Raw genomic sequence first — 26306 nt, 5'->3', positions numbered from 1 at the left:
GAATTGATATTGATGGAAAAACGCATGGTTCCTATTAAAAAAAGAACCATGCGTTATTAATCTCTCTTTAGAATCGATTATGTCCTGATTAAACAGGAAAACAAGCCAATTCATTTAAACGAGAGATTATATTATGTCTAATATTACTTTATATACGCTACCAGATTTCCAGGGCGAACAGATTTCGCTATCACCACATGAGGTTATGCGTGTTTATACCACAGAAGGATGGACCTATCAGTCAGCACAACTTAATGGCAACAAATTAATGTTCGGAACATGGTATGAAATCTTCTCCCCGATAGATTACGAAGAGTATTTTTCCAGTGAAGATATAAGCAATTTTGCTGACGCATTACATATGCGCAGTTACGCAGAGTCAGTTGATGTAATCAACCTTAATGCAAACGATGTTATTGTCAATCTCGATGTACACCAGGATTTGCGCGGTTTTAGGTCATTCGTGACGTGTGAACCTTCTCTGCCGGGTGTATTAAGTCGATGTTATGAGAACTACACTACCGACCGTACCTTGTGCACGATCGCAATATTAAACTCGGAAAAAACAACAGCAGAGGTCACTGTTTGGACTAAAACTAACTCTCAGCATTTCGTGGCAGAAGATCAACTTACGTATGGTATCGTTGCTTCCGTCATTATTCATTATTCATCTGAAGATAACAATATTAGCGTCGTTTTCACAGAAAAGGATCAACTTAGCATTGCAATAGAAAAAATGGATGAAAACCATTTTATTATTCATACAACTTTAGCTCCCTTATTAAGCCACTGTTTATTACATTCAATAGAGGACTATCGAGGAGATAATGCAGTATTAACTTCCGCACAGCTGTTTAAAATGAAAGGTGTCGAGGGTCATTTGAAATATAAATCAATGGAAATTGTAACCACTTTTAATTGCAAAACGGCATGGCTGTGGACAGATTATCCAAAAGGAGGAGACGGGTATGATTTTAATCAGTATCGAAGCTATGCAGCAATAAGCTCGTTATCCTCCCTTTTTGCTGTGTTTGATAACGACAGCTCGTCAGACGCTAGTTGCATTTATCGTGAAGAGGTAATTCCCGTCTTCGTGCGACTTAATAATGTTGATAGCGCTTCAGACTGGAAAGATTTTGTTTTTGAAAGTAGTTTTACCACTGCGTTGTTCACTGTTAAACCAGCAGTGGAATATACTTCGTTTTGCTCTGAGAACCCTGCTGCACTGCAAGAAAGCCTATTATGCGTCATTGGTGAGTTTGAGACAGATTATAATGAGTGCGTTTTGCGTTACGGAACCTTAAGTGCCGATGGCTCTACCGCTATCTGGAATGGGGAAACAACGCTTCTCATAAACTCGGCTTCCAGAGATAAGCTATTACTCTCCCTTGGTCCTGACGCCCCTGCCGATTGGTCTATTACCTCTATCACTAAAGGCGAAGGTGTTTGGTATGTCGATCTCACTGGCTCCGGTGTCGCAGCATGATAAGCGCCAGTAAGAAAGGCTATGAGAATGCAGAAATGATTTATACGGTGTATTCTGCGCGGATAAACGCATTTGATAGTGGTCAGATAGCATTTTTAAACCATCGTATTAGCTGATACAGCGGCGTCCTTCCGGTATCCCCAGAAGGGCGTTCGCAGTTGCTAACACATTGAACGTCCGGTAACTTTCCATGAAAAAGCTATTCGTCCAGTTCTACCTGCTGCTGTTTGTCTGCTTTCTGGTGATGACCATGCTGGTCGGGCTGGTATACAAATTCACCGCCGAACGGGCAGGCAGGCAGTCGCTGGACGACCTGATGAAAAGCTCCCTCTACCTGATACGCAGCGAGCTGCGTGAGATCCCGCCTCACGAGTGGAGCAAAACCCTGAAGGAGATGGATCTCAATCTCTCTTTCGATATGCGCATTGAGCCGCTGAATAAGTTTCACCTCAGCGCCGCCACCACCCAGCGGCTACGCGAGGGGGACATTGTGGCGCTGGACGAGGAATATACGTTTATTCAACGCATTCCCCGCAGCCACTACGTGCTGGCGGTAGGTCCCATCCCCTATCTCTTCTACCTTCACGAGATGCGCCTGTTTGATATCATTCTGATGGTCTTTATTGCCATCTCCCTCGCCTTTCCGGTCTTTATCTGGATGCGTCCTCATTGGCAGGAGATGCTGCGGCTGGAGTCCGCCGCCCAACGTTTTGGTAATGGACATCTGAACGAACGTATCCATTTTTCCAGTGGCTCGAGCTTCGAGCGCCTTGGCGTTGCCTTTAACCAGATGGCGGATAATATTAACGCCCTGATTGCCAGTAAGAAGCAGCTTATCGATGGGATTGCCCACGAGCTGCGCACCCCGCTGGTACGCCTGCGCTATCGGCTGGAGATGAGCGATAATCTCACGGAAGCCGAGCGGCTGGCGCTGAACCGCGACATCGGCCAGCTTGAGGCGCTGATTGAGGAGTTACTGACCTACGCCCGCCTCGACCGTCCGCAAAACGAGCTGCATCTCTCGCAGCCGGATCTCCCCCACTGGGTCGCGAGCTACATCGATGATGTGACCACTCTCAACCCTACCCGCACGCTGACGCTAGCGGCCAGCTCTGAGGCAGACTACGGCGCGCTGGATATGCGGCTGATGGAGCGCGTGCTCGATAATCTGGTGAATAACGCCCTGCGCTACAGCGAAAGTACCGTGCAGATTGCACTTCAGCATGACGGCGCGCGAGCCAGCCTGATCGTTGAAGATGATGGCCCAGGCATTGAGCCGGATGCGCGGGAGCGGATATTTGAACCTTTTGTGCGGCTCGACCCAAGCCGGGACCGGGCCACCGGCGGCTGCGGCCTGGGATTGGCGATTGTGCGCTCTATCGCGCAGGCCATGGATGGAGAGGTAGTTTGCGACACCGGAGAGTTAGGTGGTGCACGGTTTACCTTTAGCTGGCCGGTATATCATCTGGTCTCTACACCCGCCGACATCACCGCGCTATAACGTCTGCACAGACCGTAGGTCGGGTAAGCGAAGCGCCACCCGACTTGACCGAGCGATAACGCCGGATGGCGGCTAACGCCTTATCCGGCCTACGAGAACTCTCAGCACGATGGCCTAACCGTGGGGAATGTGTTACTCTTTTAGTATGTTGTAACTAACGAGATTGCTTATGGCCAGCTACGACCTGATTGAGCGTTTGAACAGTACCTTCCGCCAGATTGAGCGCGAACTTGCGGAGCTAAAGAGCGAGCTGAGCGAATGTCGGCTGCTGGCCGGTCGCGTATTTGAGCTGCCAGAGGTGACTAAAGAGGCCGAGCATGCGCCGCTGACGACTATTCAGGTCAAGCAGCATGTGGGTAAACGCGCCGCCGATCGCGCCCTGCACCACTTCTCGCACCTCTTTATTCAGCAGCAGTCGGAGAACCGCAGCAGCAAAGCGGCGGTTCGCCTGCCGGGTGTGATCTGCTACCAGACCACGCTGGCGACGCGCGACAGCCTGGAGGCGCGCATTGGGCTGATTAACAGCCTGAAAACGACTTTTGAGCATATCGTTACCGTCGAATCTGGCCTGCCCTCCGCGGCCCGCTTTGACTGGGTACACCACCACTTGCCGGGCCTGATCACCCTGAATGCCTATCGAACGCTGACCGCCCTGCGCGATCCGGCGACGCTGCGCTTTGGTTGGGCCAACAAGCATATCATCAAGAATTTTACCCGCGATGAGGTGCTGGCCCAGCTGGAGAAGAGTTTAAAAGCGCCGCGAGCGGTAGGAGGCTGGACGCGGGAGCAGTGGCAGGCCCAGCTGGAGCAGGAGTATAACGATATTGCCGCCCTGCCGCAGAAGGCCCGGCTGAAAATCAAACGGCCGGTGAAGGTGCAGCCCATTGCCCGGGTCTGGTATGCCGGCTCGCAAAAGCAGGTGCAGCACGCCTGCCCAACGCCCATCATTGCGCTGATTGCTGAGGAGAGCGGTGGCCGGGTGCCCGATATTGGCGAGCTGTTGAACTATGATGCCGACAATGTTCAGCACCGCTATAAGCCGGAGGCGCAGCCGCTGACGTTAATCATCCCCCGGCTGCACCTCTACGTTGCCAACTAACGGGTAACTAGCTGCCGGATGGCATGCTGCCTACCATGGTCTCCGGGCGCACCCAGGTGTCAAACTGCTCCTCGGTCAGGTAGCCCAGCGCCAGCGCCGAGGCTTTTAGCGTCAGCCCCTCTTTGTGCGCCTTCTTGGCGATCTCGGCGGCCTTGTCGTAGCCAATGTGGGTATTCAGGGCCGTTACCAGCATCAGCGACTCGTTAAGGAGCTGATCGATACGCGTCCTGTCCGGCTCGATGCCGATGGCGCAGTGCTCGTTGAAGCTCTCCATCCCGTCTGCCAGCAGGCGCACCGATTGCAGGAAGTTATGGATAACCATCGGGCGGAAGACGTTCAGTTCGAAGTTACCCGACGCGCCCCCCATATTGATTGACACATCGTTACCCATCACCTGGCAGCAGAGCATGGTCAGGGCCTCGCACTGGGTCGGATTAACCTTGCCCGGCATGATAGAGCTTCCCGGCTCGTTTTCTGGAATAGTAATCTCACCAATGCCACAGCGCGGGCCGGAAGCCAGCCAGCGCACGTCGTTAGCAATCTTCATCAGCGACGCCGCCAGCCCCTTCAGTGCACCGTGGGCATGCACTAACGCATCGCAGGTTGCCAGCGCCTCGAACTTGTTCGGCGCGGTGATAAACCCCTGGCCGGTGATGGCCGCCAGCTCGTCGGCCACGCGATGAGCATATTCCGGATGGGTATTCAGCCCGGTCCCTACCGCCGTGCCGCCGAGAGCCAGCTCCGACAGATGCGGCAGGCTATTTTCGATATGCTTCAGATTATGCTCCAGCATCGCCACCCAGCCGGAGATCTCCTGGCCCAGCGTCAGGGGCGTCGCATCCTGCAGATGGGTACGGCCAATTTTAACGATATCGGCATAGGCGCGGGATTTTTCCCCCAGGGTGCGGGTCAGCTCCAGCAGAGAGGGGATCAGATCCTCCCGCACGGCGATAACCGAGGCCACATGCATGGCAGTAGGAAAGACATCGTTGGAACTTTGGCTTTTGTTAACGTCGTCGTTGGGGTGCACCTTACGCGCCATCCCCCGCTCGCCGCCCAGCAGCTCGCTAGCGCGGTTCGCCAGCACCTCGTTCATGTTCATGTTGCTTTGGGTGCCAGAGCCAGTCTGCCAGATCGCCAGCGGGAACTCGTCCGGATGATCGCCGTTGAGCACCTCATCTGCTGCGCTGATGATGGCCTGCGCTTTCTCAGTAGCCAGCAGGCCCAGATCCTGGTTAACTTTTGCCGCTGCCCGCTTAGTTAAGGCCAGCGCACGGAGTAGCGAGACCGGCATTTTCTCGGTCGAGATACGAAAATGCTCGAGCGATCGCTGGGTTTGCGCGCCCCATAGCTTGTCTGCCGGGACATCGATTGCGCCCATCGAATCTTTCTCACTGCGATGCGAAGTCATATACGCTCCTTGAATACGTTGCGATGTGGGTTACAGCAATGCTCACCTGCCCAAAGAGTTATAAGTATTGATGATTTTCCAGCGCCAGCGGCAAAAAAAAACCGCCCGGTTGGGCGGTCTCAAGTTACTTCACGCAGCGGGCACAGGCCGAGGCGTGGATCTGCTGGAAGAAGTCGTTGCCCTTATCATCAACCAGGATAAAGGCCGGGAAATCAACCACTTCAATTTTCCAGATGGCTTCCATACCCAGCTCAGGGTACTCGACGCACTCCAGGCTGCGGATACTGCCCTGGGCCAATACCGCCGCCGGGCCGCCAATGCTGCCGAGATAGAAACCGCCATGCTTGTGGCAGGCATCGGTCACCTGCTGGCTGCGGTTGCCTTTCGCCAGCATGATCATACTCCCGCCCTCAGACTGAAGCTGATCGACGTAGGAGTCCATCCGCCCCGCCGTGGTCGGCCCAAGGGAGCCGGAGGCGTAGCCTTCAGGGGTTTTCGCAGGTCCGGCGTAGTAGATTGGGTGATCTTTAACGTACTGCGGCAGCCCTTCGCCACGATCCATACGCTCTTTCAGCTTAGCGTGGGCAATATCGCGGGCCACGATGATGGTGCCACTCAGTGACAGACGGGTCGACACCGGATACTGCGAGAGCTGCTGTAAGATGTCACGCATCGGACGGTTGAGGTCGATACGCACCGCTTCGCCCTCGCCCGCCTGGCGCAGCGATTCAGGGATGTATTTGCCCGGATTCTGCTCCAGCTTCTCAATCCAGATCCCGTCGCGGTTGATTTTGGCTTTGATATTGCGGTCCGCCGAGCAGGAGACGCCCATGCCCACCGGGCAGGATGCGCCGTGGCGCGGCAGACGGATCACCCGCACGTCGTGAGCAAAGTATTTGCCGCCGAACTGCGCCCCGAGGCCGAGATCCTGCGCGGCACGCAGCAGCTCATTCTCCAGGGCCACGTCGCGGAACGCCTGGCCGTGTTCGTTCCCTTCGGTGGGTAGGCCATCGTAGTACTTGGTTGAGGCAAGCTTGACGGTCTTTAGAGTGGCTTCCGCTGATGTTCCGCCGATGACAAAGGCAATATGGTAAGGCGGACACGCCGCTGTTCCCAGGGTGCGCATCTTGTCGACCAGGTAATCCTTCAGCTTGCCCGGAGTCAACAGCGCCTTGGTCTCCTGATAGAGATAGGTTTTATTCGCCGAGCCGCCGCCTTTGGCAATGCAGAGAAACTTATACTCGTCACCGTCGACGCTGTAGAGATCGATCTGCGCCGGCAGGTTGGTGCCGGTGTTGACCTCGCGGTACATATCCAGCGCTGCGTTCTGCGAGTAGCGCAGGTTATCTTCGATATAGGTGTTATAGACTCCACGCGCCAGCGCCGCTTCATCGCCGCCGCCGGTCCACACCCGCTGGCCCTTCTTGCCGCTGATAATGGCCGTGCCGGTATCCTGGCAGGTTGGCAGGATGCCCTTCGCGGCAATATCAGAGTTGCGTAAAAATTGCAGCGCCACGTAGCGATCGTTCTCGCTGGCCTCCGGGTCGGCGAGGATATCCGCTACCTGCTGCTGGTGCGCCGGACGCAGCATAAACGACGCGTCGTGGAAGGCCTGCTGCGCCAGCAGGGTCAGCGCCTGGGGTTCAACTTTGAGGATCTCGTGGCCCTCGAACTCCGTTACGGAGACGTGATCACGGGTAAGCAGATAGTATTCGGTATCATCCTTTTTGAGGGGGAAAGGATCCTGATAGTGAAAAGGTTTTGTCGACATTATGCTCTCACTTACTGCCCGGTCTGGTTATTGTCTGGGCAAACGTTCCGTTGCCCTGCTTAAAAGCGAGTCTGCTTATCCTACACAATTTTTTAACAAAAACTGAGATAAGGACGACTTTTTAAGTCAGGTAATTACTTACCATGGGTTTATTGGTTTAATAGCCACATAATCCTCAACGTAATACAGGGCTTGATAATGCAAAAACTCATCAACTCAGTGCAGAACTATGCCTGGGGAAGTAAAAGTGCGTTAACGGAACTCTATGGGATCGCCAACCCCGACGGACTGCCGATGGCAGAGCTGTGGATGGGGGCGCACCCAAAGAGCAGCTCAAAAATCGAGAACGCGTCTGGCCAGCCGCAGCCGCTGCGGGAGATCATTGAACAGGATAAAACGGCTCTGCTGGGCCAGGCGGTAGCGGAGCGCTTCGGCGAGCTGCCTTTCCTGTTTAAGGTTCTGTGCGCCGATCAGCCGCTCTCGATTCAGGTTCACCCGAACAAGCAGGCCTCGGAAATGGGCTTTGCGAAAGAGAACGCGGCGGGAATTCCACTGGATGCGGCCGAGCGCAACTATAAAGATCCTAACCATAAGCCCGAGCTGGTATTTGCCCTCACGCCGTTCCTGGCAATGAATGCCTTTCGTGAATTCAGCGACATCATCTCCCTGCTGCAGCCGGTAGCGGGCGCGCATCAGGCGATAGCCCACTTCCTGGCACAGCCGGATGCCGACAGCCTAAGCCAGCTCTTTGCCAGCCTGCTCAATATGCAGGGCGAGGAGAAGTCACATGCGCTGGCGGTGCTGAAGGCCACGCTGGCAAGTCAGCAGGGCGAGCCGTGGGAGACTATTCGCTTTATCTCTGAGTTCTACCCGGACGACAGCGGCCTCTTCTCGCCGCTGCTGCTTAATGTGATCAAGCTTAATCCGGGCGAAGCGATGTTCCTGTTCGCCGAGACGCCGCATGCCTACCTGAAAGGCGTGGCGCTGGAGGTGATGGCTAACTCTGATAACGTCCTGCGTGCCGGCCTGACGCCGAAATACATCGATATTCCCGAGCTGGTCGCCAACGTTAAGTTTGTGCCCAAGCCAGCGGACGAACTGCTGACGGTGCCGGAACAAAACGGCGCGGAGCTGGATTTCCCTATTCCGGTTGCCGACTTTGCTTTCTCTCTGCATGACCTCGCTACTCAGGCATCAACGCTTGCCCAGCAGAGCGCGGCAATCCTCTTCTGCGTCGAGGGCGAGGCCGTGCTGAGCAAAGGCGAGCAGCAGCTAGTGCTTAAGCCGGGCGAGTCGGCCTTCGTTAGTGCCGGAGAATCCCCTGTTGAGGCGAGCGGCGTTGGCCGTTTGGCCCGCGTGTACAATAAAGTGAACTAAGTACTGACCTTTTTGTACCTTATTGCTAAGCTTAGCAAGACCTTACGACTCTCCAGGCGGCTTTTTCCGCCTGGTTTCATTTTTAGGGATAATCGCTATGAAGAAAACGCTTGTCGCTGCGGGCATCATTGTTGCACTGGGCGTCGTCTGGACGGGAACCGCCTGGTACACGGGTAAACAGCTGGAAAAACACCTTGCCGACATGGTTGGGCAGGCCAACGCTGAGCTTAAGCGCAATGCGCCAGGCGCAAATCTGGAAGTGGCTTCGCAGAACTACGAGCGTGGCATCTTTAAAAGCCATCTGCAGCTGCTGATCAAACCGGTCGAGGGCGGAGAGAACGCCTGGCTGAAGCCCGGTCAGAGCGTGGTGCTGAACGAGACGGTCGATCATGGTCCGTTCCCGTTTGCCCAGCTTAAATCGTTTAACCTGATCCCGGCCATGGCGTCGGTAAAAACCACGCTGGTTAATAACGATGTCTCTAAGCCGCTGTTTGATATGGCCAAAGGCGAGTCGCCGGTTGAGGTCAATACCCGCATCGGCTACGGCGGTGATACCGGCTCCCACATCGCATTTAAGCCGTTGAGCTATGAGAACGAGGGCGAAAAAGTCGCCTTCAGCGGCGGTGAGTTCCAGCTAGATGCCGATAAAGACGGTAACGCTATCTCCCTGAAGGGCGAGGCTCAGAGCGGCCTGGTCAATACCGTTAACGAGTATGGTCAGCATGTGCAGGTCACCTTCAACAATCTGAAAACCGACGGCGACAGCAAGCGCGCGCAGTTTGATGAGCATCTGGGTAATCAGAAGCTAAGCGTTGAGAAGCTGGCCGTTGCCGTGGAAAACAAAGAGATCGCGGTGATGGAAGGCACTGAGCTGACCGTGAAAAACGATCTTGTCAACGATGATAAAAACATCAACAGCCAGATCGACTACACGGTCAATAGCCTGAAGATACAGAGCCAGGATATGGGTAGCGGCAAGCTGACGATGAAGATTGGTCAGATTGACGGCCAGGCGTGGCATCAGTTCCGCCAGCAGTACAATGCGCAAAATCAGGCCCTGCTCTCTCAGCCTGAGGTGATGAAAGATCCGGCCATCTATCAGCAAAAATCCACCGAGGCGTTCTTCGGCGCGCTGCCAATACTGTTAAAAGGCGAGCCGGTGATCACCATTGCTCCGCTGAGCTGGAAAAACAGCAAAGGCGAGACGACGTTTAACCTGTCGCTGTTTATGAAGGATCCGGCAGCCACCCCTGCCGCTCCTGCACCACAAACCCTGGCGCAGGAGGTCGATCGCAGCGTGAAATCGCTGGAGAGTAAGCTGACGATCCCAATGGATATGGCAACCGAGTTTATGACTCAGGTAGCTAAGCTACAGGGCTACCAGCAGGCGGATGCTGAAAAGCTGGCAAACCAGCAGGTGAAAGGCCTGGCGGCAATGGGCCAGATGTTCCGCATCACTACGGTCGCGGATAACGCCATTAGCACCAGCCTGCAATACGCTAACGGCCAGGTCAATCTCAACGGGCAGAAGATGAGCCTCGACGAGTTTGTCGGCATGTTTGGTATGCCTGAGCTGGGCGTTCCTCAGGTTGAGCCTGCTCCTGCTCCTGCTCCTGCTCCTGCTCCGCAGGTGGCACCGGAAGCTGCTCCAGCTCCTGCCCCGCAGGCGGCACCGGAAGCTACGCCACCGGCGGCTGTGCCTCAGCAGTAATGCTCCAGCCCCTCTCCGGAGGGGCTATTTTTTGGCGATGAGTCGGGCCTTGAGGGTCTGGCTGCGGGCAAGGCTATCCTCCTTCGCAATACGCTGCATGATCCGCTCCGCCAGGGTATAGCCCATCTCCCTTGCAGGCGTCGTTACCCAGATAATCGGCAGTTCATCCAGTGCGCTCTCAGTGACATCCGCAAAGGCGGCCAGGGTCACCTGCTGCTCAAAGTAGCTATCCATCCCTGCCTCACCGCTCTGTCGTCCCGCCCGCATTAAACCAAACCAGGCGCCACGGGCAATAACATCGTTGTAACACACTACCGCGCTGATGGTGGGATTACGCCGTAGCAGCGCCGCGACCGCTTCGGCGCTCTGCTTCTGACTGGTGTCGCACTCAACGACCCATTCGCTGTGAAAGGGTAAACCATATTTCAGCAGGGTGGCACAATAGCCGCCCACTCTCTCTGCCCGCGTTAGCGAGGCGCTGTTGCCCCCCAGCCAGGCAATACGCTGATGACCACGCTGAATCAGATACTCGGTGAGCATCTGGGCTGCCTGCATGTTATCCGGCCTGACGCAGTCGGCATCGTCAAGGTAGCTGGCTCGGGAAGCAAACACGAGTGGCGTGCCTTGCTCGGCGGCACAGGCCTGAAGTTCACCGCTTACCCCCGCGCCTCCGGCGATTACAACGCCGTCTACTCCCTGCGCCAGCAGGGTATTAAAGCGCTGGAGGAGTTGCTCGCCGCCGTCGCCACCGTGCAGGAGAAATACCATTCGCCCCTGGGCTTCGAGCGCCTCGGTAAGTCCGGCCGTGAGTTCGGCATAAAACGGTGAAGAGAGGTTACGGACAATCAGGCCAATCACCCCGCTCTGCCCGCCGCGCAGAGCGGAAGCCTGACGGTTACGAACAAAGCCGAGTCGCTCGATAGCCTGATTAACACGTTCGCCGGTCGCCGTGGAGATACGGCCTTTGCCGCTGAGCACCAGCGAAACGGTGCTGACGGAAACCCCCGCCGCCACCGCGACATCGTTAATGGTTATTTTTTTTAGAGTGGCCATAAAAGCGTAAATCCCCGATCCTGGCGTAGATAAAACGTTTTATCTATAGGACTATTTTATACGCTTTTTTATTGCTCAGTTGTGTGATTTATAGCGCATAAAAATTAGGTAAAACGTTTTATCTTTCATCCCCACTACAATCTCATCTGCACCTCTTTTTCGACAAGGAGTCGTTTATGACGACGAAAACCGTACAGAAAATCACGCTGTGGGAATTTTTTCAGCAGCTGGGCAAAACCTTTATGCTGCCCGTCGCGCTGCTCTCTTTTTGCGGGATCATGTTAGGCATTGGCAGCTCGTTGAGCAGCCGCGACGTCATGACGCTGATCCCTGTGCTGGGCAATCCGGTCCTGCAGGCAATCTTTATATGGATGAGCAAGATTGGCTCCTTCGCCTTTAGTTTTTTACCGGTGATGTTCTGCATCGCCATTCCGCTGGGGCTGGCGCGTGAGAATAAAGGCATTGCTGCCTTTGCCGGCTTCGTCGGCTACGCGGTGATGAACCTGGCCGTTAACTTCTGGCTAACGGCAAAAGGCATCCTGCCAACCACCGATGCGGCGCTGCTAAAGGCCTACAATATTCAAAGCGTGCTGGGCATTCAGTCCATTGATACCGGGATCCTCGGGGCGGTCATCGCCGGGGTTATTGTCTGGCTGCTGCATGAACGCTTCCACACCATCAGGCTGCCAGATGCGCTCGCGTTTTTTGGCGGCACCCGCTTCGTTCCTATTGTTACCACCGTGGCGATGGGACTGGTCGGTCTGGTGATCCCCCTTATCTGGCCCGTCTTCGCCATGGGGATCCGTGGTCTGGGCCAGATCATAAACAGCGCCGGTGATTTTGGGCCGATGATCTTCGGCACCGGCGAGCGTCTGCTGCTGCCGTTTGGCTTGCAGCATATTTTGGTTGCCCTGATCCGCTTCACGGACGCAGGCGGCACCCAGGAGGTCTGCGGCCACACCGTCAGCGGTGCGCTGACCATCTTCCAGGCCCAGTTGAGCTGCCCGACCACCCACGGTTTTTCTGAAAGCGCCACGCGCTTCCTCTCTCAGGGAAAAATGCCTGCCTTCCTGGGCGGCCTGCCCGGCGCGGCGCTGGCGATGTACCACTGCGCCCGTCCCGAGAACCGGCATAAAATTAAGGGGCTGTTGATTTCCGGCCTGATTGCCTGTGTGGTCGGCGGCACCACGGAGCCGTTAGAGTTTCTTTTCCTGTTTGTCGCCCCGGTGCTCTACCTTATTCACGCCCTGCTCACCGGCCTCGGCTTTACGGTGATGGCCGTGCTGGGCGTCACCATCGGCAACACCGACGGCAACGTGATTGATTTTGTCGTATTTGGCATCCTGCACGGTCTGGCGACCAAGTGGTATCTCGTGCCGGTGGTCGCCGCCGTCTGGTTCGCGGTGTACTACATCATCTTCCGCTTTGCTATTCTGCACTTTAATTTGAAAACGCCGGGCCGGGATATTGAAACGGCCAGCACCGTCGAGAAGACGATGGCAGGCGCGCTGGGACGTTCAGGCTATAACGTACCGGCAATTCTCGCTGCGCTGGGCGGGAGTGAAAATATTGTCACCCTCGATAACTGCATCACCCGCCTGCGCCTCTCCGTTAACGATATGTCTCGCGTTAATGTGCAGGCCCTTAAGGACAATCGTGCCATTGGCGTGGTACAGCTCAACCAGCATAACTTGCAGGTAGTGATTGGCCCCCAGGTGCAGTCGGTGAAAGATGAGATGGAAGCCCTGATGAACTCGGTGCAGGCATAAAGGATAAGGCTATGTTTGATTTTTCTACGGCGATCGACCGGCATGGAACATGGTGTACGCAGTGGGACTACGTAGCGGATCGGTTTGGCGTGGCCGACCTGCTGCCGTTCACCATCTCGGATATGGATTTCGCTACCGCCCCCTGCATTATTGACGCCATCCAGCAGCGGCTGGCGCATGGCGTGCTGGGCTACAGCCGCTGGAAGAATGAGGATTTCCTTGGCGCGGTCTGCCACTGGTACGGAACCCGCTTTGCCACAGAGGTCGATCCCGAGACCATCGTTTACGGTCCGTCGGTTATCTACATGGCTTCCGAGCTTATCCGTCAGTGGTCTGCGCCGGGAGACGCAGTGGTCATTCACACTCCGGCCTACGATGCGTTCTATAAAGCGATTGAGGGTAACCAGCGCCGCGTCCTGAGCGTGCCGCTGGAGAAAACCGATACCGGCTGGGGGTGCGATCTGGCTGTCCTTGAGGCCATGCTCTCCCTGCCGGAGACTAAAATCCTGCTGCTGTGCAGCCCGCATAATCCGACAGGGAAAGTGTGGACGCGTGAAGAGCTGGAGGCGATGTCCAGGCTTTGCGAACGCCATGGTGTCCGGGTGATTAGCGACGAGATACATATGGATATGGTCTGGGGTGAGGCGAAACATATTCCCTGGTGCCAGGTGGGGCAAGGCGAGTGGGCGTTGCTCACATCCGGATCAAAAAGCTTTAACATTCCGGCTCTGACCGGGGCGTATGGGATAATCAGCAACGCTCAACGCCGTGAGGACTATCTCACCGCGCTAAAGGGCCGGGACGGGCTCTCCTCCCCGGCGGTGCTTTCGCTCTGCGCTCATATTGCCGCCTACCGCGAGGGCGCGCCGTGGCTGGATGCGCTTCGCACCTACCTGCATGGTAATATGGTGACCATCGCCAGCCAGCTCAATCAGGCTTATCCTCAGCTTCGCTGGCAGCCGCCCGAGGCAAGTTATCTGGCGTGGATCGATCTGCGCCCGCTTAATCTCGACGACCATGCATTGCAGGATGTGCTTATCCACCAGCAGAAAGTGGCAATTATGCCCGGCTATACCTATGGCCCCGAAGGGAACGGGTTTGTCCGGCTGAATGCAGGCTGCCCGCGGGAGAAACTGGATCAGGGCCTCAGCAGACTGATTACAGGGATCAATGCTTTGTTATGATTGATGTCCGCTTTGTGACAGAAGCGGACGTTGTTAAGCCACCCGGTTGATTAGCTACCACTCCTTAACTGGCGCAGTTTGCGGTAGTTATGCGGCGACATCCCAACATATTTGTTAAATGTGCTGTAAAAGCTGCTGCTGGAGTGGAACCCGGCAGTGAGGGCAATATCCAGAATCGACTTGTCCGTATCACTAAGAAGTGCCCGCACGTGGTTAATGCGCATCGCAGTAATGTATTGCTTCATGGTGAGCTGCATCACGCGCTGAAATATCCCCATCGCATAATTCGGATTAAGTTTGACGTGTTCAGCAACCTGCTCGATGGTCAACGCCTGGTCGTAATTCTTGCCGATAAATTCCAGCATTTGGCTGACATAAAATTGTGCATGGCGTGACACATTGTTACCGCTGCTGCGCGTACGGGCGGGTTTATTCACCAGAATCGGCTGCCAACCTGACAGGCTAAAACGTTTGAACATGAGGCAGATTTCATCGATGACTAACTGGCGAATTTGCTCATTGGGGCTTCTGATCTCCTCCTGCCAGCGCTGAACTTCAAAGGGGCTAAGCTGCTGCGCAGTCAGGGATTTAAGCACCGTACCGTGGGTGACATGATTGATAAGCTGCCGGTCCAGTGGCCAGGAGAGGAAAAGATGCATAGGAAGACTAAAAATAGCCATGTTTTTGCATTCGCCAGGGCGGGTGAGCTGATGCGGAGTACAGGCCCAAAATATCGTGATATGTCCCTGCTTAATCTGCACCGTTTCATTATTGATTAAGTATTCTACGTCGCCGTCAAACGGAACATTCACCTCGACCTGCCCGTGCCAGTGGCAGGCTTCCATATGCTGAGGCCTGCGTAGCTCGATATCCATGCGTTGGTATTCGGAGTAGAGCGACAAAGGACTGCGCGTATTGCTATCGGTGCTGCTGCACATATCCGGGTCGGGCGGGAGGCTATTAGGGATGATGTTCATTGTTCTCTCCGTTTCCTGAATTGTCAGAAATACTGGCACAAAAGTTTTTCTGTGACTGTGAGAATAAGGAAAATTTGTCGATATAAGCGGGCGGTTATAAGTCTGATAGCCGATATTGTCTGCTTTCCCGATGAAAAAATCCGGAAAACTCATATTTAAATGAGTGATGAAACCAATCTGAGTTTTCCGGAATGCTAAGTAAGGAAGATGGAGGAGAACCGGTTCTCGACATGCCAATCTGACGGGGTTCACTTATGCCACGGAGAAAGAAAATGTCAGCACCAAAAATTACCTTTATCGGCGCAGGCTCGACGATTTTTGTTAAAAACATTCTCGGGGATGTTTTTCATCGCCCGGCGCTGAAATCGGCCCATATCGCCCTGATGGATATTGATGAAACGCGTCTGGAAGAGTCACACATTGTGGTACGTAAACTGATGGACTCTGCAGGCGCCTGCGGAAAAATCACCTGCCATACCGACCAGAAACAAGCCCTTCAGGATGCTGATTTCGTTGTGGTTGCTTTCCAGATTGGCGGCTACGAACCCTGTACCGTCACGGATTTTGCCGTCTGTAAAAAGCACGGACTGGAACAAACTATTGCCGATACCTTAGGCCCTGGCGGAATTATGCGTGCCCTGCGTACCATCCCGCATTTATGGCAGATTTGTGAAGACATGACGCAAGTTTGCCCGGATGCCACGATGCTTAACTACGTGAATCCTATGGCGATGAACACCTGGGCGATGTATGCACGCTACCCGCAGATCAAACAAGTGGGACTGTGTCACTCGGTGCAGGGAACGGCTGAAGAGCTGGCGCGTGATTTGTCTATCGACCCGGCGTCCTTACGCTACCGCTGCGCCGGTATCAACCATATGGCATTTTATCTCTCGCTTGAGAAAAAAAACGATCAAGGCGAATACGTCACTATTTATCCGGATTTGCTGAGAGCTTACGAAAGTGGGGAAGCGCCGAAGCCCAATCTACATGGCAATCCGCGCTGTGAAAATATCGTCCGCTACGAGATGTTCAAAAAGCTGGGCTATTTCGTGACGGAATCGTCTGAGCACTTTGCAGAATATACGCCTTGGTTTATTAAACCTGGGCGTGAAGATTTGATTGAGCGTTACAAAGTCCCGTTGGATGAGTACCCAAAACGTTGTGTTGAGCAACTGGCTAACTGGCGCAAGGAGCTTGAAGAGTACAAAACGGCAGAACGCATCGACATCAAGCCATCGCGTGAATATGCCAGCACCATTATGAACGCGCTGTGGACGGGCGAGCCAAGTGTTATCTATGGCAACGTGCGCAACGATAACCTTATCGATAACCTGCCGCAGGGCTGCTGTGTTGAAGTAGCGTGCCTGGTGGATGCCAACGGAATTCAACCGACTCGTGTTGGCACACTACCGTCACATCTGGCAGCACTTATGCAAACCAATGTTAATGTTCAGACCTTACTGACCGAAGCGATTTTAACAGAGAATCGCGACCGCGTTTATCACGCCACGCTGCTTGACCCTCATACTTCATCTGTCCTTGGAATTGAGGAGATTTATGCCCTGGTTGATGACCTGATTACAGCACATGGTGATTGGTTACCGGCCTGGCTTCATCGCGCATAACTCAGTACGCCGGGCGTCATGCCCGGCTTCTCACCTATCTAATAACAGAAGGAAGGCTCTGGTAACAGTGGCCTGGTACCCTATATGAGCATATCAATTACAACAAAACTCAGTTATGGATTTGGGGCGTTTGGTAAAGATTTCGCTATCGGCATCGTTTACATGTATCTGATGTATTACTACACCGATGTTGTCGGTTTATCGGTGGGCTTAGTGGGCACGCTGTTTTTAATAGCAAGAATTTGGGATGCCATCAACGATCCAATTATGGGCTGGATAGTCAACAGTACCCGTAGCCGCTGGGGGAAGTTTAAGCCGTGGATCCTGGTGGGGACGCTGGCAAACTCGATTGTTCTGTTTTTACTGTTCAGTGCGCATCTGTTTGAAGGTACAACGCAGGTAGTGTTCGTCTGCGTGACCTATATCTTATGGGGCATGACCTACACCATCATGGATATTCCGTTCTGGTCGATGGTGCCCACCATTACCCTGGATAAACGTGAACGCGAACAGTTGGTACCGTTTCCACGTTTCTTTGCCAGTTTATCCGGGTTTATCACCGCAGGCGTTACGCTACCGTTCGTCAACTATGTCGGCGGCGAAGACCGAGGTTTCGGCTTCCAGATGTTTACGCTTGTATTGATAGCCTTCTTCATTGCTTCAACCATCATCATGTTACGAAACGTGAAAGAGGTCTACTCGTCAGACAGTGATGCAACCGAAGACAGTAGCCGCCTCAGCTTAAAGGCTATCGTGGCATTGATCTATAAAAACGATCAGCTTTCTTGCCTGCTGGGTATGGCGCTGGCTTACAACATCGCAGCAAACATTATTACGGGATTCGCGATTTATTACTTCACCTACGTTATAGGTGACGCCAGTCTCTTCCCGTATTACATGTCTTATTCGGGGGCGGCAAACCTGTTAACCCTGATTCTGTTCCCACGGCTGGTAAAAGCGTTGTCACGCCGCTTACTGTGGGCCGGCGCATCGGTGCTGCCAATTTTTGGCGGCGGGGTACTGCTCTGGATAGCGCTGGCTGGGTATCACAATGTGTGGTTAATTTCCGTTGCTGGAATTTTGCTGAATGTAGGGACAGCGTTGTTCTGGGTGCTACAGGTCATTATGGTGGCGGACACCGTGGATTATGGCGAGTACAAACTCAACGTTCGTTGCGAAAGCATTGCCTATTCAGTCCAAACGATGGTAGTTAAAGGAGGCTCGGCATTTTCTGCATTCTTTATCTCCCTGATACTTGGCATCATCGGTTACGTACCAAATGTTGCGCAGTCTGAAAGTACCGTCATCGGTATGCAATTTATTATGATTGCGCTGCCTGCGATCTTCTTCCTGATAACCCTGATCTTCTACTTCCGCCTCTACAAACTCAATGGCGATATGCTGAGAAAAATACAGATCCACCTGTTGGATAAATATCGTAACTCCAAAGCGCCTGTTGAGACCCAACCAGCCAGCATCATCACGACGAAAACTTCAGACGCAAAGGCGTAACCATGGAATGTGTATCTGTAATTGGTTATATGGCGGCAAGCCTGACGACATTGTCATTCTTGCCCCAGGCGATAAAAGTGTTTTCCACACGCAATACGCAAGGCATCTCCGGCCTGATGTACACGATGTTTGTTTGCGGACTGATGATGTGGTTTTTCTATGGGCTTTTAATTAATGATTTGGCTATTAGCGCGGCGAATCTTCTGACATTGCTGTTTGCTCTGCCCGTCTTAATTATGAAATACCACCTGCGTTAAGGTAGGTCGGATAAGCGTAGCGTCTCAATAATCAGGGACAACGCTGGCAGGAGCTGGCGCTCGCTGGAGTAGAAGATATGGAAGCCTGGCTGTACAGGGCACCACGCTTCCAGCACCGTCTGCAGGCGGCCACTCTTCAGCCAGGGGCGAGCAAGCATTTCAGGGAGATAAGCCAGCCCATATCCTGCCAGCGCGGCATCAAGAGCCGCATAAACAGAATTAAAGATCAGCGGGCCATCTACACGGCACGTCAGATTGATACCATCCTTCTTCAGTTCCCAGGCGTTAATCCCTTCCTTAAGCGAAAAACGAGTGTTAATACACGAATTCTGGCTTAAATCATCAGGCGTCACGGGAATCGGGTTATCCCTGAGATACGCAGGAGAAGCGACAATGACGGTTTGCAGATCGGGAGATACAGGCACAGAGGCCATGTTTTTACCGATCCTGTCCCCCGGTCTGATGCCGGCGTCGAATCGTTCGGCAATAATATCGGTCAGTGCAGAATCGTTGACTACCTCAAGTTTGACATCCGGATATTTCAGCAATTCACCTGAAAGGCGGGGCCACACGAAAGCGTTAAAGGCAAAATCCGAGGCCGTGATCCTAACGGTTCCGGCGATCTTACTGCCCAGCTCACGCAATGAGGCCAGTTCATCCGCAATACTCGCAAACCGGGGCGATACGCGTTCAAGTAACCGTTCCCCCGCCTCGGTGGGAGAGACGCTGCGGGTGGTTCTGGTCAGCAGGCGTAACCCCAGCCGCGCTTCAAGTTGACGGATCGTGTGGCTCAGCGCTGATTGAGATACGCCCAGTTCCGCCGCCGCACGGGTAAAACTGCGCGCGCGGGCGACAGTAATAAACGCCACAATGTCCCGGTAGATTTCATCTGCCATAGAATTTCACGCCTGTTTTCCCTGATAACGTAGGGCTTCGACCATCAACGTCATGGCCCGTGATTGCTGCCGTCGGTTGGGATAATAGAGATGGAGCCCAGGCCAGAGTGGACACCACGACTGAAGCACGGAAACCATCTGACCCGAATCTATCCAGGGCTGAACCATATCCAGAGGTAGATAAGCAAGACCAAACCCCTCTTTCGCTGCATCGAGGATGTCATAAGCGTTATTGCATATCACCGGGCCGGTGACCCTGACATCGAAGGTGCGCTTGCCATCCGTAAACTCCCAGTCATACAGACCACCATAGGTTGATGTCCGCAGCCGGATGCACTGATGCTGGCTGAGTTGATCGGGCGTGCCGGGAACAGCATGCCGGGAAAAATAATCAGCGGAGCCCACTACAGTATTTTTCACATCGGGTCCTATGCGTACGGAGATCATATCCTGCGCCAGCTCCTGGCCAAAACGCACTCCGGCGTCATAGCCTCTGGCAGCGATATCCACACTGGCATATTCGCTGATGAACTCAATAGTGATATCTGGATACTGCTTCAGGAAGAGAGAGAGTTTTGGCCATAAAACAGAGCGGATGGCGTAATCAATCGCGGTGATGCGCAGCGTCCCCGTCGGCGTGTCCCGAAGATCGTTGAGAGCATTAAGTTCATTATCGATTTGCTGAAATTCCGGGACGAGACGATCCACAAGGTGTTGTCCGGCCATCGTCAATGTGGCGCTTCGGGTGCTACGCAAAAGAAGGCGGACGCCCAGCCGTTCTTCAAGGCTGCGAATGCTCGCACTCAGCGCAGGCTGCGTAACGCCGAGCTTGGCCGCCGCCCGGGTAAAGCTCCCCGTTTGCGCGACGGCAATCAACGCGATTAAGTTACCAAAACCTTCACGTGCCATCCTCACCTTTACCTGCCCCACAGGGCATAGTGCCATCCTGTCAGCAGATTAATGAATTCTATTTATGAATGCAAGAGAGCCACCGGTCTGGTTTCCAATGCACTGGTTCAGTAAATTACCCGTCAGAAAATAACAAACGGCCATCATAGAATATTAATACATGAACCTTTTGTTTTCAGAAGTTCATGATCTGGTAGATACAAGCACCCCGGAGAGAGTTATGTTCTTATTAAAAACGTCATTGTTGTGCTCATCATTATTAATAGCGAACATCGCTATTTCAGCTCAAAACAAGCCTGCCACTGTCGCCGACGGTATTAATACCGTGGGTTCGCAGAAAGTTTCGTTTCAGAATGGGACGATCAAAATGATGGCGAATTTATACCTGCCTGAGAATTATGATCCTTCCAAAAAATACCCTGCCATTGTTGTCTCTCATCCCTGGGGTGGCGTGAAGGAGCAAACTTCAGGACTCTACGCCCAGCAACTGGCAAAAAGCGGCTTTATTACGCTGGCGTACGACGCCTCTCACTATGGTGAAAGCGGTGGAATGCCGCGCGATCTGGAAAATCCGGCAGACCGCGTGCAGGATATCCGCAGCGCCGTTGGCTATCTCAGCACCCTGTCGCAGGTTGATGCCGTGCGCATTGGCACATTAGGCATCTGCGCCGGAGGGGGCTACACCCTCCATGAAGCACAGAGCGACCTGCGTGTGAAAGCTATGGCTGGCATAGTCACTTATGATATCGGGGAGGCGACCCGCACCGGTATTGAAGGGCTGCCCGTCAACGAAGCCGATCGCCAGAAATTACTGCAAAGCGTGGATGAACAGTTGAATAAAGAAGCAGCTAGTGCGCCTGCTCTCGTCCAGCAACTGCTGCCTTCTCGGGATACGCTGAATGACAGCACGCCGAATTTTGTGCGTGAAGCCACCGACTATTACCTGACGCCGCGCGGTGCCCATCAGAATGCCCACAACCGCTATGTGATGACCAGCCCGGGGCTGCATATGGCGTATTATCCCCTGGCGCATGTGGACCAGATTGCGCCCCGTCCGGTGCTGCTGATTACCGGAGAAAAAGCGGAAACCCGTAAGTTCAGCCAGCAGGCTTATAATAATGCTAAACAGCCGAAGGAACTCATGGTGATCCCTGGCGCAACACATTTTGATTTATATGATAAGCCCCAGTTTGTTAATCCGGCAGTCGATAAACTTGCCGTATTCTTTACTAAAAACCTGTAATTAACTCAACGTTATTTTAAATAACCCGGTAAATAGTTGCGTGACGTTTTTAATGCGTCGCGCAGGAACATTAATTTCAAAATTCAGTTATCAGCGGAGAAATCAAGATGAACTACTCCTTAGAAAATAAAGTTGCCTTAGTGACCGGCGCAGCATCAGGTATTGGCCTTGCCACCGCCCACGCCTATGCCGAAGCGGGCGCGTCAGTTGTGCTGGCCGACCTGAATGCCGAAGCGGTACAGGCGGCAGCAAAGGATCTCATCGCTAAAGGGTACAAAGCGAAAGCCGTCATCTGTAATGCGGCAAACCTCGACGAGGTGGAAGCGATGATCCAGGAGACTGTTTCCACCTTTGGACGGCTGGATATCGCCTTTAATAATGCCGGTATTCAGAATGTCCAGGCGGAGATTGCCGATGCCACGGTAGAAGACTTTGACCGGGTGAACAGCGTAAATCTGCGCGGCGTGTGGGGATGCATGAAGTATGAACTTCAGCAGATGCGTAAGCAGGGCAACGGGGTGATTGTTAACTGTTCATCCATCGGTGGCATTGTCGGTGGCGCTGAGCGTGCCAACTATCATGCCGCGAAGCACGGAGTGTTAGGCCTGACTAAGAGCGCCGCGCTGGAATATGCCGCCCGCCATATCCGTGTCAATGCCGTCTGCCCTGGGCTCATATGGACGCCGATGGCGGAGAAAATGGCGGCCTCAGGTCAGAAGGAAGCGTTGGATGCGATGGTCAAAAGTGTGCCCATGCAGCGTCATGGTCAGGCGGAAGAGATTGCCGATGTGGTGCTGTGGTTATCCAGTGATGCCTCTTCTTATGTCACCGGCCAGTCAATTTCCGTCGATGGCGGCTTAACCATGCGCTAATTCCGGGTTTCACGATAGTATGCTTATTACCTAAGAGTATTTTGCTTCTCACTCTGGCTATCTCTGTTTCCTGCAAATTGGTTGCTATAGGCGAATTGCAAATGAATATAGGTATTTCATCAGAAAGCCCCAATAGCAGGGAACTGGCAGATGCGAACTGTGAGGCCGCTTCTCGCTCAAAGCAGACATTAGGAACCAATACAGCCAAACCTGTTGTCGGAAATCTGTTATCAACAAACGGAGAGATCAGAACGATCGCCCCGAGTTGTCGGATGAGAGATGACAATAAATTCGACGGGTGATTGGCTGTCGTTCCGGGCCTGATGTTTTGCCCCCGGGGGGATTTCAAGTCCCTGCCGGGCCTTGATTTCATGTTTATCACCTTCAAGTTCCATCGTCAGACTCCCCTCTAGAACATAAAAAAACTGTCTGGAAATGGAGTGAAAGTGTCGCTTTTCGTGCGTGCCTGGGGGCATTTTTTCATGAATAATGAGCATGTCCTGCCGGTTAAGCAGATACCAACCGTCGCAATTATCACCCCAGATATAATGCTCGGCATTATCTTTTGAAATCATCGCCCTTCTCCTGTTTACACCTGTATATCCTGCAAGTTTTAAGTTAGTTATAAAGAAGGAAGCCATTGATGTGCAATGGGCAAAGTTTGTGTTAAGGAGTTAAGTACAGAGCGGAATGCCAAAGCTGATAGCGTGTAGAAATTCAACTATGCTCGTTTATTCGAGAACGGAGAATCTCTGTGAATTCTTTGCGCGTCCTTGTTGCCCATTCAGTATTGATGGCGAGCATTAGACTGTATTGCTTCCTGAAATAAATATTCCTGAATTCACTTTCTGGTGTTGTTTGTGATGCCGCATAACTTGAGGCCAGACCCTTCACGCCACACTCAACAAACCAATAAAGGATCTCATCATCACTAAGAGTCACTTTTCGGGCTAATTCGGTGCCTCTTTCACTGACGATGAAATGGTATTCTTTGCCATGAATTTCCAGATAGGGAGTCGCAGCATTATCGGATTGCTCAGGGATAATGAAGTAATGATTTGGTCTTGTTCCCCCACCTAATTGCTCACCAATTTTGAGAAGTTCTCTGCGTAGTTCTTCAATCGTTTTCATAAGCATCTATTTTTTTGTAGGTAAATCACTCATTCCATACATCTGCAGAGTTTGCAATTTCTGCCACCCACTCAGTAGCAACATTATCGCAGATAGTACAGATATACTAATGTTACATAATCTTTATGACTCTTGGGTAAAATTATACATAATTTCATTTTTACATAATCAGGAAAGCCAGGGGCTTATCCGGCTGAATGCAGGCTTCCACCAAGAGAAGTTGGCTCTGGGCCTCGGCAGATTGATTACCGGACTCAATGCTTTATGATGATTTATATTGCGCAATAGAAATTTTCCTTGCGCAATATAGCTTTCCGTAGCGTTTTATTTTTATAATGCTCTGCACTTCATCTAAAAAAGAGTGCAACCATGATTGACGCTAACCTACCTTTGACCGACATTCACCGCCATCTCGATGGCAACATCCGGGCGCAAACCATCCTTGACCTTGGTCGTGAGTTTTCTCTTGCCCTGCCCGCCGACTCGCTTGAATCGCTGCGTCCGCACGTACAGGTGACAGCTAACGAACCGGATCTGGTGAGCTTCCTGGCGAAGCTGGACTGGGGCGTCAAGGTGCTGGCCTCGCTGGACGCCTGCCGCCGCGTGGCGTTTGAGAATATGGAAGATGCCGCACGTAACGGGCTGCACTATGTCGAGCTGCGCTTCTCCCCCCGCTATATGGCGATGACCCACGGCTTGCCGGTCGCGGGCGTGGTTGAGGCGGTGATCGAGGGCGTACGTCAGGGTAGCGAGGCGTTTAACGTTCAGGCGCGGCTGATTGGTATTTTGAGCCGCACCTTTGGTGAATCCGCCTGCGTTGAAGAGCTGGATGCGCTGCTGGCCCACCGCGATGCCATCACCGGACTGGATCTGGCCGGTGATGAGCTGGGCTTCCCCGGCAGCCTGTTCCTGACTCACTTCAACCGTGGCCGCGATGCGGGCTGGCACATTACCGTTCACGCGGGTGAAGCCGCCGGGCCGGAGAGCATCTGGCAGGCAATTCGCGAGCTGGGTGCGGAGCGCATCGGTCATGGCGTCAAAGCCATTGAGGATCGGGCGTTACTGGATTTTCTTGCCGAGCAGCGCATCGGTATCGAGTCCTGCCTGACCTCTAACATTCAGACCAGCACCGTTGCATCGCTTGACGTGCATCCGCTGAAAGCCTTCCTTGAGCACGGCATTCTGGCAACCATCAACACCGACGATCCGGCGGTTCAGGGGGTGGATATTATTCATGAGTATAATGTGGCGGCCCCGCAGGCAGGCCTGAGCCAGGCGCAGATCCGCCAGGCGCAAATCAACGGCCTTGAGGTGGCTTTCCTCAGTGCGGCAGAGAAGCAGGCGTTAAGAGATAGCCTGCGCACCGCGTAAAAAAGATGCCGCCCCATCGGGCGGCACATCGGTTAAGCCAGGCAGAGCGTCGAACGGTGCTTCGCCGACTCCATGCCTAACTCAATCAGCTCCATAATTTGAATCGCCTGGCTGGCGGGCACCGGGTTTTCGCCCACGCCGTTTAGCGCATCGCGGATACCTGCATAGTAGGCTGGATAGTTCCCCGGCACGGTGAGCCAGCTCTCCTCAACCACCTCTTCACCGTGTACGCGGGTTAATACGCCGTCGCGCATATCATAGCCCCAGTCCTCCTGCGGCAGGCGCTCGCCGTTTTTCAGACGCTCCTCCTGCGGATCGAGACCATATTTGACGTAGCTACCGCGGGTGCCGTGCACGATGTAACGGGCCGACTCCGCCGCCGCCAGCAGCGTACCGTGGAGTATGACACGGCGCTGGGGGTAGCTTAGCACCGCGTGGAAGTAGTCCGTTGCCTGTGCCCCTGGACGCAGCTGGGCCAGGTCGACGGTCAGACTCACCGGCAGGCCGAACAGGTTCACCGCCTGGTCGAGGAGATGCGGTCCCAGATCGTACCAGATACCGCTTCCCGGCCCGGCCAGCTCGCGCCAGCGGTTACGCACCTGGGGACGAAAACGATCGAAATGCGACTCAAAGTAGGTGATTTCGCCCAGCGCCCCATCGGCAAGCAGCGCTTTCAGGGTCAGGAAATCGCTGTCCCAGCGTCGGTTATGAAACACCGAGAGCACCCGACCAAGGCTGCGGGAGAGCGCGTCCAGCTCGCGCGCTTGTGACAGTGTCACGGTAAAAGGCTTATCTACCACGACGTGCTTGCCCGCCTCCAGCGCCGCTTTTGCCAGCGGGAAGTGAGTATCGTTGGGCGTTGGAATAACAATCAGATCGAGACTGGGATCGTTGAAGAGATGCTTAGGCTCCGAGACCACCGGGACCGCAGGCCAGTCTGCCTTAACTTTTGCCTCATCGCTGCTGGAGATAGCGGCCAACTCCATACCCGACGTGCCGTCAATCAGCGGAGCGTGAAATGTCTTGCTAGCGTAGCCGTAGCCGATTAATCCGACCCGAATTTTATCATTCATATGCTGCCTCTCGTCAGTGCGCGGGGATATTTCTATCCTCAACAAAGTTGTCACAATAATATGCAGTTTATAACT

At 53.7% G+C, this 26306-nt stretch carries 22 protein-coding genes; 13 read left to right on the top strand and 9 right to left on the bottom strand.

Annotation, left to right across the window (positions count from 1 at the left end; genetic code table 11):
• Nucleotides 1-133: 133 nt before the first annotated feature.
• The 3 genes from RTM13_RS16935 (at nucleotide 134) to tus (ending at nucleotide 4086) form a co-directional block, all read left to right on the top strand.
• Entirely contained in the window at nucleotides 134-1486 is a 1353-nt protein-coding gene (locus RTM13_RS16935; RefSeq protein WP_312213490.1) for a hypothetical protein, read from the top strand.
• Nucleotides 1487-1676: 190 nt separating this feature from the next.
• Nucleotides 1677-2987 (top strand): two-component system sensor histidine kinase RstB, encoded by a 1311-nt coding sequence (gene rstB, locus RTM13_RS16930; RefSeq protein ID WP_312213489.1) that lies wholly within the window; start codon nucleotides 1677-1679, stop codon nucleotides 2985-2987.
• A gap of 169 nt (nucleotides 2988-3156) precedes the next feature.
• Complete coding sequence (tus, locus tag RTM13_RS16925; RefSeq protein WP_312213487.1) at nucleotides 3157-4086, top strand: DNA replication terminus site-binding protein; 930 nt, start codon at nucleotides 3157-3159, stop codon at nucleotides 4084-4086.
• A 7-nt stretch (nucleotides 4087-4093) separates the two neighbouring features.
• Here the strand turns inward: tus and fumC are convergent, their stop codons facing one another.
• Nucleotides 4094-5497: a class II fumarate hydratase gene (fumC, locus tag RTM13_RS16920; protein ID WP_312213485.1), complete on the bottom strand. Its 1404-nt coding sequence runs from the start codon at nucleotides 5495-5497 to the stop codon at nucleotides 4094-4096.
• Between the two features lie 124 nt (nucleotides 5498-5621).
• Complete coding sequence (fumA, locus tag RTM13_RS16915; RefSeq protein ID WP_268108143.1) at nucleotides 5622-7268, bottom strand: class I fumarate hydratase FumA; 1647 nt, start codon at nucleotides 7266-7268, stop codon at nucleotides 5622-5624.
• A 198-nt stretch (nucleotides 7269-7466) separates the two neighbouring features.
• On the opposite strand from fumA, the gene manA reads away from it, so the two are divergent.
• Both manA and RTM13_RS16905 read left to right on the top strand, forming a co-directional pair.
• The gene (gene manA, locus RTM13_RS16910; protein WP_312213482.1) at nucleotides 7467-8645 is read left to right on the top strand and encodes a mannose-6-phosphate isomerase; all 1179 of its coding nucleotides are present in this window, start codon (nucleotides 7467-7469) and stop codon (nucleotides 8643-8645) included.
• A gap of 97 nt (nucleotides 8646-8742) precedes the next feature.
• The gene (locus tag RTM13_RS16905; RefSeq protein WP_312213480.1) at nucleotides 8743-10356 is read left to right on the top strand and encodes a YdgA family protein; all 1614 of its coding nucleotides are present in this window, start codon (nucleotides 8743-8745) and stop codon (nucleotides 10354-10356) included.
• A gap of 24 nt (nucleotides 10357-10380) precedes the next feature.
• Here the strand turns inward: RTM13_RS16905 and RTM13_RS16900 are convergent, their stop codons facing one another.
• A complete protein-coding gene (locus RTM13_RS16900; protein WP_312213478.1) occupies nucleotides 10381-11409 on the bottom strand; it encodes a Mal regulon transcriptional regulator MalI in 1029 nt (342 codons plus the stop codon).
• 176 nt (nucleotides 11410-11585) lie between these two features.
• Here RTM13_RS16900 and malX point away from each other — a divergent pair, with 176 nt between their 5' ends.
• Nucleotides 11586-13178 (top strand): maltose/glucose-specific PTS transporter subunit IIBC, encoded by a 1593-nt coding sequence (gene malX, locus RTM13_RS16895; protein ID WP_312213476.1) that lies wholly within the window; start codon nucleotides 11586-11588, stop codon nucleotides 13176-13178.
• An 11-nt stretch (nucleotides 13179-13189) separates the two neighbouring features.
• The gene (locus RTM13_RS16890; protein WP_312213474.1) at nucleotides 13190-14362 is read left to right on the top strand and encodes a MalY/PatB family protein; all 1173 of its coding nucleotides are present in this window, start codon (nucleotides 13190-13192) and stop codon (nucleotides 14360-14362) included.
• 50 nt (nucleotides 14363-14412) lie between these two features.
• Here the strand turns inward: RTM13_RS16890 and melR are convergent, their stop codons facing one another.
• Nucleotides 14413-15339, bottom strand: a complete 927-nt coding sequence (gene melR, locus RTM13_RS16885; RefSeq protein WP_312213472.1) for a transcriptional regulator MelR — start codon at nucleotides 15337-15339, stop codon at nucleotides 14413-14415.
• Between the two features lie 272 nt (nucleotides 15340-15611).
• On the opposite strand from melR, the gene RTM13_RS16880 reads away from it, so the two are divergent.
• From RTM13_RS16880 to RTM13_RS16870, 3 genes are all read left to right on the top strand, one after another.
• Nucleotides 15612-16967 (top strand): alpha-glucosidase/alpha-galactosidase, encoded by a 1356-nt coding sequence (locus RTM13_RS16880; protein ID WP_312213470.1) that lies wholly within the window; start codon nucleotides 15612-15614, stop codon nucleotides 16965-16967.
• 84 nt (nucleotides 16968-17051) lie between these two features.
• A complete protein-coding gene (melB, locus tag RTM13_RS16875) occupies nucleotides 17052-18479 on the top strand; it encodes a melibiose:sodium transporter MelB (RefSeq protein WP_312213468.1) in 1428 nt (475 codons plus the stop codon).
• A 2-nt stretch (nucleotides 18480-18481) separates the two neighbouring features.
• On the top strand, nucleotides 18482-18736 hold the full coding sequence (locus tag RTM13_RS16870; protein ID WP_312213466.1) for a SemiSWEET transporter: 255 nt from the start codon (nucleotides 18482-18484) through the stop codon (nucleotides 18734-18736).
• On the opposite strand, the gene RTM13_RS16865 is transcribed toward RTM13_RS16870, so the two are convergent.
• Both RTM13_RS16865 and RTM13_RS16860 read right to left on the bottom strand, forming a co-directional pair.
• A complete protein-coding gene (locus RTM13_RS16865) occupies nucleotides 18733-19632 on the bottom strand; it encodes a LysR family transcriptional regulator (protein ID WP_312213464.1) in 900 nt (299 codons plus the stop codon). The two genes, RTM13_RS16870 and RTM13_RS16865, sit on opposite strands and share 4 nt — an antisense overlap.
• Before the next feature lie 6 nt (nucleotides 19633-19638).
• Nucleotides 19639-20541 carry a LysR family transcriptional regulator gene (locus tag RTM13_RS16860; protein ID WP_312213463.1) on the bottom strand — a complete coding sequence of 301 codons (903 nt, stop codon included), beginning with the start codon at nucleotides 20539-20541 and terminating at the stop codon, nucleotides 19639-19641.
• 220 nt (nucleotides 20542-20761) lie between these two features.
• Here RTM13_RS16860 and RTM13_RS16855 point away from each other — a divergent pair, with 220 nt between their 5' ends.
• Together RTM13_RS16855 and RTM13_RS16850 are read left to right on the top strand one after the other, a co-directional pair.
• Nucleotides 20762-21784 carry an alpha/beta hydrolase gene (locus RTM13_RS16855; RefSeq protein ID WP_312213462.1) on the top strand — a complete coding sequence of 341 codons (1023 nt, stop codon included), beginning with the start codon at nucleotides 20762-20764 and terminating at the stop codon, nucleotides 21782-21784.
• A gap of 107 nt (nucleotides 21785-21891) precedes the next feature.
• A complete protein-coding gene (locus tag RTM13_RS16850) occupies nucleotides 21892-22656 on the top strand; it encodes an SDR family NAD(P)-dependent oxidoreductase (RefSeq protein ID WP_312213460.1) in 765 nt (254 codons plus the stop codon).
• A gap of 230 nt (nucleotides 22657-22886) precedes the next feature.
• On the opposite strand, the gene RTM13_RS16845 is transcribed toward RTM13_RS16850, so the two are convergent.
• Nucleotides 22887-23231, bottom strand: a complete 345-nt coding sequence (locus tag RTM13_RS16845) for a cupin domain-containing protein (protein ID WP_312213458.1) — start codon at nucleotides 23229-23231, stop codon at nucleotides 22887-22889.
• Nucleotides 23232-23373: 142 nt separating this feature from the next.
• Entirely contained in the window at nucleotides 23374-23787 is a 414-nt protein-coding gene (locus RTM13_RS16840) for an Imm63 family immunity protein (RefSeq protein ID WP_312213457.1), read from the bottom strand.
• Between the two features lie 369 nt (nucleotides 23788-24156).
• On the opposite strand from RTM13_RS16840, the gene add reads away from it, so the two are divergent.
• Nucleotides 24157-25158: an adenosine deaminase gene (gene add, locus RTM13_RS16835; RefSeq protein ID WP_312213455.1), complete on the top strand. Its 1002-nt coding sequence runs from the start codon at nucleotides 24157-24159 to the stop codon at nucleotides 25156-25158.
• Between the two features lie 32 nt (nucleotides 25159-25190).
• On the opposite strand, the gene RTM13_RS16830 is transcribed toward add, so the two are convergent.
• Nucleotides 25191-26231, bottom strand: a complete 1041-nt coding sequence (locus RTM13_RS16830; RefSeq protein ID WP_312213453.1) for an oxidoreductase — start codon at nucleotides 26229-26231, stop codon at nucleotides 25191-25193.
• Nucleotides 26232-26306: the final 75 nt, after the last annotated feature.

Source organism: Pseudescherichia sp. (genome assembly GCF_031979925.1).
Taxonomy (GTDB): Bacteria; Pseudomonadota; Gammaproteobacteria; order Enterobacterales; family Enterobacteriaceae; genus Pseudescherichia.
The sequence above is the reverse complement of the archived record's forward strand: the minus strand, read 5'-3'. Positions and strand labels throughout refer to the sequence as shown.

Bases quoted from the DNA above. Each gene is read 5' to 3' on its own strand.
- RTM13_RS16845 (WP_312213458.1), bottom strand. From the start codon at position 23,231: ATGATTTCAAAAGATAATGCCGAGCATTATATCTGGGGTGATAATTGC.
- RTM13_RS16840 (WP_312213457.1), bottom strand. From the start codon at position 23,787: ATGAAAACGATTGAAGAACTACGCAGAGAACTTCTCAAAATTGGTGAG.
- RTM13_RS16865 (WP_312213464.1), bottom strand. From the start codon at position 19,632: ATGGCAGATGAAATCTACCGGGACATTGTGGCGTTTATTACTGTCGCC.
- manA (WP_312213482.1), top strand. From the start codon at position 7,467: ATGCAAAAACTCATCAACTCAGTGCAGAACTATGCCTGGGGAAGTAAA.
- melR (WP_312213472.1), bottom strand. From the start codon at position 15,339: ATGAACATCATCCCTAATAGCCTCCCGCCCGACCCGGATATGTGCAGC.
- RTM13_RS16855 (WP_312213462.1), top strand. From the start codon at position 20,762: ATGTTCTTATTAAAAACGTCATTGTTGTGCTCATCATTATTAATAGCG.
- RTM13_RS16860 (WP_312213463.1), bottom strand. From the start codon at position 20,541: ATGGCACGTGAAGGTTTTGGTAACTTAATCGCGTTGATTGCCGTCGCG.
- melB (WP_312213468.1), top strand. From the start codon at position 17,052: ATGAGCATATCAATTACAACAAAACTCAGTTATGGATTTGGGGCGTTT.
- add (WP_312213455.1), top strand. From the start codon at position 24,157: ATGATTGACGCTAACCTACCTTTGACCGACATTCACCGCCATCTCGAT.
- fumA (WP_268108143.1), bottom strand. From the start codon at position 7,268: ATGTCGACAAAACCTTTTCACTATCAGGATCCTTTCCCCCTCAAAAAG.
- RTM13_RS16905 (WP_312213480.1), top strand. From the start codon at position 8,743: ATGAAGAAAACGCTTGTCGCTGCGGGCATCATTGTTGCACTGGGCGTC.
- RTM13_RS16850 (WP_312213460.1), top strand. From the start codon at position 21,892: ATGAACTACTCCTTAGAAAATAAAGTTGCCTTAGTGACCGGCGCAGCA.
- RTM13_RS16935 (WP_312213490.1), top strand. From the start codon at position 134: ATGTCTAATATTACTTTATATACGCTACCAGATTTCCAGGGCGAACAG.
- RTM13_RS16880 (WP_312213470.1), top strand. From the start codon at position 15,612: ATGTCAGCACCAAAAATTACCTTTATCGGCGCAGGCTCGACGATTTTT.
- RTM13_RS16870 (WP_312213466.1), top strand. From the start codon at position 18,482: ATGGAATGTGTATCTGTAATTGGTTATATGGCGGCAAGCCTGACGACA.
- malX (WP_312213476.1), top strand. From the start codon at position 11,586: ATGACGACGAAAACCGTACAGAAAATCACGCTGTGGGAATTTTTTCAG.
- rstB (WP_312213489.1), top strand. From the start codon at position 1,677: ATGAAAAAGCTATTCGTCCAGTTCTACCTGCTGCTGTTTGTCTGCTTT.
- tus (WP_312213487.1), top strand. From the start codon at position 3,157: ATGGCCAGCTACGACCTGATTGAGCGTTTGAACAGTACCTTCCGCCAG.
- fumC (WP_312213485.1), bottom strand. From the start codon at position 5,497: ATGACTTCGCATCGCAGTGAGAAAGATTCGATGGGCGCAATCGATGTC.
- RTM13_RS16830 (WP_312213453.1), bottom strand. From the start codon at position 26,231: ATGAATGATAAAATTCGGGTCGGATTAATCGGCTACGGCTACGCTAGC.
- RTM13_RS16900 (WP_312213478.1), bottom strand. From the start codon at position 11,409: ATGGCCACTCTAAAAAAAATAACCATTAACGATGTCGCGGTGGCGGCG.
- RTM13_RS16890 (WP_312213474.1), top strand. From the start codon at position 13,190: ATGTTTGATTTTTCTACGGCGATCGACCGGCATGGAACATGGTGTACG.